The sequence below is a fragment of the Castellaniella sp. genome (assembly GCF_041675725.1).
Classification (GTDB): domain Bacteria; phylum Pseudomonadota; class Gammaproteobacteria; order Burkholderiales; family Burkholderiaceae_B; genus Castellaniella.
Genome location: NZ_JBAYTI010000099.1, coordinates 1 through 7168, shown reverse-complemented (window position 1 = coordinate 7168; position 7168 = coordinate 1). Strand labels below are relative to the sequence as shown.

The window sequence follows — 7168 nt, the reverse complement described above, 5'->3', positions numbered from 1 at the left end:
GGCATACCGAACTCTACCGCGGCGCCGAATACGTGGTGGATTTCCTGCCCAAGATCCGCATCGACGTGGTCGTGGCCGGTGATCGGGTCGACGCGGTGATCGAGGCCATCCTGCGCGCCGCGCGCACTGGGCGCATCGGCGATGGCAAGATTTTCGTCAGCCCGGTCGGCCAGGTCATCCGCATCCGAACCGGGGAAAGCGGCCTCGAGGCCTTGTAGCCGCGGTGCCGCGGGCCAGCGGCCAGAAGCCGGGCAGAAAATACTCTGCGACCAGCAAAGGTTCGCCCTGGCGCACGAAAACCGAATGGCGGGCCTGCACGGCATCGCCCGGCTGCGCAGCCACCCAGGCGCCGCTGGCCGGGCGCACGCGGAGTCGCCCGAAGCGAAAGCCGCTGCGCGTGATGCGCGCATCCTCGTACAAGATGTCCGCCAGCGGGTGCGAACCCAGGCCGCGCATCGCCTTCCAGACCCCCAGGCTGGCGCGGCGCGGCGTGAAGCTGCACGCCTGCACGGCGGGTTGGCCTTCGATGCACATCAGGATCTCGCGCCACCAGATGGCGCTGCCGGCGGGCCGGCCAATTTCCTCGGCCCAGCCCGCCGGCAGCGCAAGTACGGCCTCGCGCCGTACTTGCAGGGTCAGCGGGCCCAGGCGACGCAGGCCAGCCGTCAGGGCCCCGGGCTGCTGCAGCCAGGCGCGCTGCAACGGGCTCAGGCCGGGGCGGGGCGCGGGGTGCCAGGGGTGCGGACAAGCGGCTGTCGGTTTCATCGGATCGGGGTCGTCGGGTGGAATACAATGCGCGTCATGATTGACAGGGTACGAATTTCCAAGTTGATGGCGCAGCGCGGCCTGTGTTCGCGGCGCGAGGCCGACGCTTACATCGAGCAGGGCTGGGTGCGGGTCGACGGCGCCATCGTACGCGAACTGGGCAGCAAGGCGCTGCCCGATGCGCGCATCGTGCTCGAGCGCGCCGCACAGCATCGCCAGGCGCATAAAGTCACCATTTTGCTGAACAAGCCCGTGGGCTACGTATCGCATGGTACCGAAAAAGGGTACCGGCCCGCGGTGGCCCTGATCCGCCCCGAGAACCAGCAGCCCGGCCGCGTGCACGGGCCCGCCTTCGACCCCGCCCATCTGCGCGGTCTGGCGCCGGCGGGGCGCCTGGACATCGATTCCCAGGGCCTGCTGGTCCTGACCCAGGATGGCCGTTTGGCTCGCCAGCTGATCGGCGAGGACTCGGCCCTCGAAAAAGAATACCTGGTGCGCGTGCAGGGCCGCCTGGCGGACGGCGGCCTGGCTCTGCTGAACCACGGCCTGACGCTGGATGGCCGGGCCCTGCGTCCGGCGCGGGTGCGTTGGCAAAACGCGGATCAGCTGCATTTCATCTTGCGCGAAGGGCGCAAGCGCCAGATACGTCGCATGTGTGCGCTGGTCGGGCTGACGGTGGTGGGCCTGAAGCGGGTGCGCATGGGCCAGGTGGCGCTGGGGGATCTGGCTTTGGGGCATTGGCGCTACTTGCGCCCGGGCGAGCGCTTCTGAGGCGCCGTGCCGCTGCGCAGCGCGTAGCCGGCCTGGGCGTCCTGGGCCAGGGTCTGCGCCAGCCAGGGCAGGGCCGTGCGCAGTTCGCCGTGCAGGGTATAGGGCGGGTTGATGACGAACACGCCGCTGCCATGCAGGCCCAGGCCATCGGCCGACGGCTTGCGCACCCGCAGCGTAGCATGCAGCCAGTTGACCGGCAGGCGCTCGAGCGCGCGGGCCATCTCGGTGGCCTGCACCCGTTGCACCAGCGGGTACCAGATCATGTAGCAACCCTGGGCAAAGCGCTGCAGGCCGGCGCGTACGGCATTCAGGACCTTGCGGTAGTCGTTCTTGTCCTCGTAGGACGGGTCGATCAGGATGAGCCCCCGCCGTGGCGGCGGGGGCAGCAGCGCGGCCAGGCCGGCAAAGCCGTCGGCATGGCGGATCCCGACCCGGCGCGGGTCGGCGTCCAGCCGTTCGAGCGTCTGGTGCAGCACGTCGATTTCCGTGGGGTGCCACTCGAACAGGTGCAGGTGATCGTGCGCGCGCAAGGCACGGACGGCGAGGGCGGGCGAACCTGGATACAGGGTATCGCGGCCCGGCGGGTCGCTGAAGGCCTGCAGCGCTTGCAAGTAACGTTGCACCAGCACGGGCGGATTCGGGCGGGTGCGCAGCCGCGCCACGCCCGCAGCGGCTTCGCCGCTTTGGCGGGCCCAGGGGCCGTCGAGCGCGTACAGGCCGGCGCCCGCGTGGGTGTCGATCACCCAGAACGGCGTGTCCTTGCGCTTCAGGTAGTCGAGGATCTGCACCAGGATCGTGTGCTTGAGCACGTCGCCGTGATTGCCGGCGTGAAAGGCGTGGCGGTAGCTGAACATGGGGGATTCAGGCCTGCGGCGTGCGCAGGGCGTGCAGCGCATCGGTGAAAACGGCCTGGCAGCCCCAGGAAAGCAGCTCGTCGGCGCGTGCGGGCTCGTTGACGGTCCATACCGCCACCGTGGCGCCGGCCGCCAGGATGCGACGCACCGTGGCGGCGTCGGCCTGTGCGTCGGCCAGATTCAGCCCGATGGCGCCCAGCCGGTGCAGGCGCGCGCGCCAGTCGGGTGGTACCGGGCCTTCGATGAGCAGGGCCCGGGGCAGCTCGGGCGCCGCCTGTTGCGCTGCGGCAAGCGCTGTTTCCGAGAATGACGACAGCAGCGGCGGCAGGCCGGCGCCGGCCCACCATTGCCGGGCGGCGTGGGCGACCACCTGCCCGGTGTGCGCGTCATGCCCGGTTTCCGGCTTGATTTCGATGTTGCAGTGCAGGCCCTGGGCCACGGCGTAGCGCGCGACGGCGTACAGCGAGGGGGCCGGCTCGCCGGCGAACCCGGGCCCGTGCCAGCTGCCGAAGTCCATTTGGCTCAGGTCGGCCCAACTGAGCGCGCTGGCCAGGCCCTGGCCGTTGGAGGTGCGCGCGACGCCGTCGTCGTGCAGCAGGAACGGGATGCCGTCGGCGCTCAGCTTGACGTCGAACTCGACCATGCGGAAACCGGCTTCGGCGCCGGCCCGTACGGCCGCCAACGTATTTTCAGGGGCCAGCGTGCCGCCGCCGCGGTGGGCGATGCGATCGGGCCAGGGCCAGGCAGGATGAGGCGCATGCATTTTCAAAGGGTAGAGAGAGAGGATACCGGCCTGATTTTATGATTTCCCCGGCACGGATGTTAAACTTCGGATCATTTTCCACATGCGGCCCTGGGGCCGTGAGTCTCCAGCAGGTGAGCCGCTCATGTTCGATTTTATCCGCACGCATCAGCGCCTGATGCAGCTGATCCTTCTGGTGCTGGTGGTCCCATCGTTCGTGTTCCTGGGGGTCAGTGGCTACTCGTTCGTCACGGCCGATGCCGCTCTGGCGGTGGTCGATCAGTCAGAGGTCCAGCGTGAAGCCTTCACCGAGGCCCAGCGCAACCAGCTGCAGCAGATGCAGGAAAGCACCCAGGGCCGGTTCGACCCCGCCATGCTCGACAATCCGCAGGCGCGCCAGGCCCTGCTCGACCAGCTGATCGATCGCCAGGTTCAGATCGCGGTGGCGTCCAAGAATCATTTCAGCGTGTCAGACGCCACCTTGCGCGGCGCGATCGCCTCAATGCCGCAACTGCAGGTCGACGGCCAGTTTTCACCCGAGCGCTACAACGACATCCTGGCCAGCTATGGCCTGTCGCCGCGCGATTTCGAAGCCGGGCAGCGCGCCGAACTGGCACTCGACACGGTGCTGGGCCCGGTGCGCGATACGGCGCGCTTGCCCGAACCGGTGCTCGAGCACATCAAGCGCGCCCTGACAGAACAGCGCACCATCCGCCTGCGCTTTTTCCAGGCCGCCGCGCACCGCGACCAGATCGAGGTGTCCGAGGCCGACATCCAGGCCTGGTATGACAGCCACCAGGATGCCCTGCGCCTGCCCGAGCAGGTGTCGGCCGATTATCTTGTGCTGGACGAGGCCGCGGCCAAGGCCTCGGTACCGGCCGTCGAAGAATCCCAGCTCAAGGAATACTACGAACAGAACAAGGCGCGCTACGTGACGCCGGCGCGGGCGAACGTCAGCCACATTCTGGTGAAAGTGCCCGCGGATGCATCGCCCGACGCCGATCAGGCCGCGCGCGCGCAGGCCGAAGACCTGGCCCGCCAGGCCCGTGCCGAGCCGGCCAAATTCGCCGACCTCGCCCGCGCCGAATCGCAAGACGCGGGCAGCGCCCGCGACGGCGGGCGCCTGGGCTGGATGCAGCACGGTTCGCTGCCCGCGGCGCTCGAGCAGGCGGTATTCGCCCTCCAGGCGGGCGAGATCTCCGATCCGGTCAAGGGGCCGGACGGCTATCACGTGTTCAAGATCGACGAACAGCAGCCTGAAAAAGGCGAATCCTTCGAAGAGGCCCGCGCCAAGATCGAGGACGAAGTCCGCCAGCAGCTGGCGGCCGAGCGCTTTGCCGACATGGCCACGCGCCTGACCGGCCTGGTCTACGATGAACCGTCCAGCCTCGAGCCGGCGGCCAAAGAACTGGGCCTGGTGGTGCGCCACGCCAGCGCCATCAGCCGCGACCGCCTGTTGCCGGGGGCCGAGTCCCATACGCCGGATGCGGCCGCAGACGGTACAGACGCCGCCATTCTGGGCGATGTGCGCGTGCGCCAGGCCTTGTTCAGCCCGTCGGTCTACACCGATCGCCAGAACTCCGGCGTGATCGAGATTTCGCCCGACACGATGGCGGTGGTGCGCGTGGCCGATGTCACCCCCGCTCACGTGCCGACGCTCGATCTGGTGCAGGATCAGATCCGCGACCGTCTGGTAGACGAGCGGGCGCTGGCGGCTGCCCGCGAAGAAGGCGAGCAGGTTCTGACCGGGCTGGAAAAGGGCGACGAAGCCACGGGCTTCCAGGCGCCTGTCACCGTCAGCCGGATGGATCCGGGTGGCGTATCCCAGGCCATTCTTGAAAAAGCGTTTGCCGTGCCCGATCAGAGCGTGCCCGGTTATGGCGGCGTCACCCTGTCGCAGGCCTATGCTATCGTCCAGCTCGACGGGGTCCAGCCTGGCTCGCCGGATCAGCCCGCCTTGGCGGGGTTGGGCGCGCAGTTGGCGCAGGTCTGGGGCGGCCTCGAAGAACAGGCCGTGCTGGCGCGCTTGCGCGAGCAGCTGGGTGTGCAGATCACCGACGAGGGCCGCAAGGTCGTGGCCGAGGGGATCGGCGGGCAGTAGCCAGGCGGCAGCAGCCAGGCGGTGCCGGCAATCAAGCCAGGCGCCGCCAAGGCAGCCGCCGCGCCTGCGCAGCGCTTCGGGAGTTCGGGGGTGTTTCAGCCCTTGGCCCGGGTGATTTTCTGTACCTGCGGTACGTGCCGGATGGCGCGGATCACCTGGGCCAGGTGCTTGCGGCTGTCGACCTGTACCGTCAGGTGCAGCAGGGCGGTGGCCGCGGCTTCGTCGGGCATGGTGAGCTGCACGATGTTCGAATCGGCGTCGGTGATCTCGGCCGCCAGACGGCCCAGCACCCCGCGCTCGTTGATGACCATCAGGTCCAGACGCGTGGTCAGGTGGCGCGCCGTGTTCGTATCCCAGATCACGGGGATCCAGCGCTCGGGTTCTTTGGCCTGCTGGCGCTTGGCCACCGGGCAATCGGCCATGTGCACCACCAGCCCATGGCCCAGACGGATGCCGCCGATGATCGCATCGCCCGGCAGCGGCCCGCAACAGGGGGCCAGCTGCACGGCCTGGCCTTCGTTGCCGTGGATGACGATGGGCGCGCTGGTGGCTGAGGTGTATTCATCTACCGCCATGGCGGTGGTTTCCAGCATCGGGTTTTCCGGCGCGAAGCGCCGGGCGACCACGGCGGCCAGGCGCTTGCCCAGGCCGATGTCGGCCAGGATTTCGGTGCGCGATGCGCCACCCGAGCCCTTGGCCAGGCGCTCCCATTGGGGGTCGTCGTCGGCCGGGTAGGGGATGGCGAGCTGGTCGAAGGCCTGGTTGAGCAGCCGGCGCCCGAAAGCCACGGATTCTTCGTAGCGCTCGGTGCGCAGATAGTGGCGGATCTCGGAGCGCGCCCGGCCGGTGCGCACGTAATTGAGCCACTGGGCGCTGGGCCGCGAAGCGGCCGAGGTGATGATCTCCACCGCGTCGCCGCTGTGCAGCTCGGTGCGCAGCGGCGCGAAATCCCCGTTGATCTTGCAGGCCACGGCGTGGTTGCCCACGTCGGTGTGGATGGCGTAGGCAAAATCCACGGGGGTGGCGCCGCGCGGCAGCGACAGGATCTTGCCCTGCGGGGTAAAGACATAGACTGCATCGGGGAACAGGTCGATCTTGACGTGTTCGAGGAATTCGCCCGAATCGCCCGTCTGGCCCTGGATGTCGAGCAGCGATTGCAGCCACTGGTGGGTCCGTTTTTGCAGGTCGTTGAGCGAGGTGCCCTGCTCTTTGTACAGCCAGTGCGAGGCCACGCCTTCTTCGGCTACGTGATCCATTTCGCGCGTGCGAAACTGGAACTCGACCGGGGTACCGTAGGGGCCGATCAGGGTGGTGTGCAGCGACTGGTAGCCGTTGATCTTGGGGATGGCGATGTAGTCTTTGAACTTGCCTGGCACCGGGCGATACAGCTGATGCAGCGTACCCAGCGCCAGGTAGCATTCGGGCAGCGTGTGCACCACCACGCGAAAGCCGTAGATGTCCAGCACGTCGGAAAATGATTTCTTTTGCTGGACCATCTTCTTGTAGATGCCGTAGAGCGATTTTTCGCGCCCGCTGACTTCGGCATCCAGCCCGGCCGCCGGCAGGGCGGTGCGCACGGCGTCGGCGATCTTGCCGATGACTTCGCGGCGGTTGCCGCGTGCCGCCATCATCGCCTTGTAGAGCACGTCGTAGCGGTTGGGGTACATGGCCTTGAAACAGCGGTCTTCGAGCTCGCGAAAGAGGCTGTTCAGGCCCAGGCGATGGGCGATGGGGGTGTAGATGTCGAGCGTTTCGCGCGCGATGCGGCGGCGTTTTTCGGGGGCCACGGCATCCAGCGTGCGCATGTTGTGCAGCCGGTCGGCCAGCTTGATGAGGATGACGCGCACGTCGCGCGACATGGCCAGCAGCATCTTGCGAAAGGACTCGGCTTGCTGCTCGGCCTTGGTGGCGTATTCGAGCCGTTCGAGCTTGGTG

Annotated in this window: 7 protein-coding genes; 3 read left to right on the top strand and 4 right to left on the bottom strand. The window is 68.0% G+C overall.

The window, feature by feature from the left end; all coding sequences use genetic code 11:
* A partial coding sequence (locus WCZ84_RS13365; protein ID WP_372686774.1) for a P-II family nitrogen regulator occupies positions 1-218 on the top strand: 218 nt, incomplete at its 5' end.
* Here WCZ84_RS13365 and WCZ84_RS13360 read toward each other — a convergent pair.
* Positions 175-765: a chorismate lyase gene (locus WCZ84_RS13360; protein ID WP_372686773.1), complete on the bottom strand. Its 591-nt coding sequence runs from the start codon at positions 763-765 to the stop codon at positions 175-177. The two genes, WCZ84_RS13365 and WCZ84_RS13360, sit on opposite strands and share 44 nt — an antisense overlap.
* 39 nt (positions 766-804) lie before the next feature.
* Here WCZ84_RS13360 and WCZ84_RS13355 point away from each other — a divergent pair, with 39 nt between their 5' ends.
* The gene (locus WCZ84_RS13355) at positions 805-1536 is read left to right on the top strand and encodes a pseudouridine synthase (protein ID WP_372686775.1); all 732 of its coding nucleotides are present in this window, start codon (positions 805-807) and stop codon (positions 1534-1536) included.
* Here WCZ84_RS13355 and WCZ84_RS13350 read toward each other — a convergent pair.
* Both WCZ84_RS13350 and ugpQ read right to left on the bottom strand, forming a co-directional pair.
* Positions 1509-2390 carry a 23S rRNA (adenine(2030)-N(6))-methyltransferase RlmJ gene (locus WCZ84_RS13350; protein ID WP_372686772.1) on the bottom strand — a complete coding sequence of 294 codons (882 nt, stop codon included), beginning with the start codon at positions 2388-2390 and terminating at the stop codon, positions 1509-1511. The two genes, WCZ84_RS13355 and WCZ84_RS13350, sit on opposite strands and share 28 nt — an antisense overlap.
* 7 nt (positions 2391-2397) lie before the next feature.
* On the bottom strand, positions 2398-3153 hold the full coding sequence (gene ugpQ, locus WCZ84_RS13345; RefSeq protein WP_372686771.1) for a glycerophosphodiester phosphodiesterase: 756 nt from the start codon (positions 3151-3153) through the stop codon (positions 2398-2400).
* A 124-nt stretch (positions 3154-3277) separates the two neighbouring features.
* Here ugpQ and WCZ84_RS13340 point away from each other — a divergent pair, with 124 nt between their 5' ends.
* Positions 3278-5233, top strand: coding sequence for a SurA N-terminal domain-containing protein (locus WCZ84_RS13340; RefSeq protein WP_372686770.1), 1956 nt, complete (start codon positions 3278-3280; stop codon positions 5231-5233).
* A gap of 95 nt (positions 5234-5328) precedes the next feature.
* Here the strand turns inward: WCZ84_RS13340 and WCZ84_RS13335 are convergent.
* Positions 5329-7168: bifunctional (p)ppGpp synthetase/guanosine-3',5'-bis(diphosphate) 3'-pyrophosphohydrolase (locus WCZ84_RS13335; protein WP_372686769.1), on the bottom strand; the 1840-nt coding region annotated here is incomplete at its 5' end.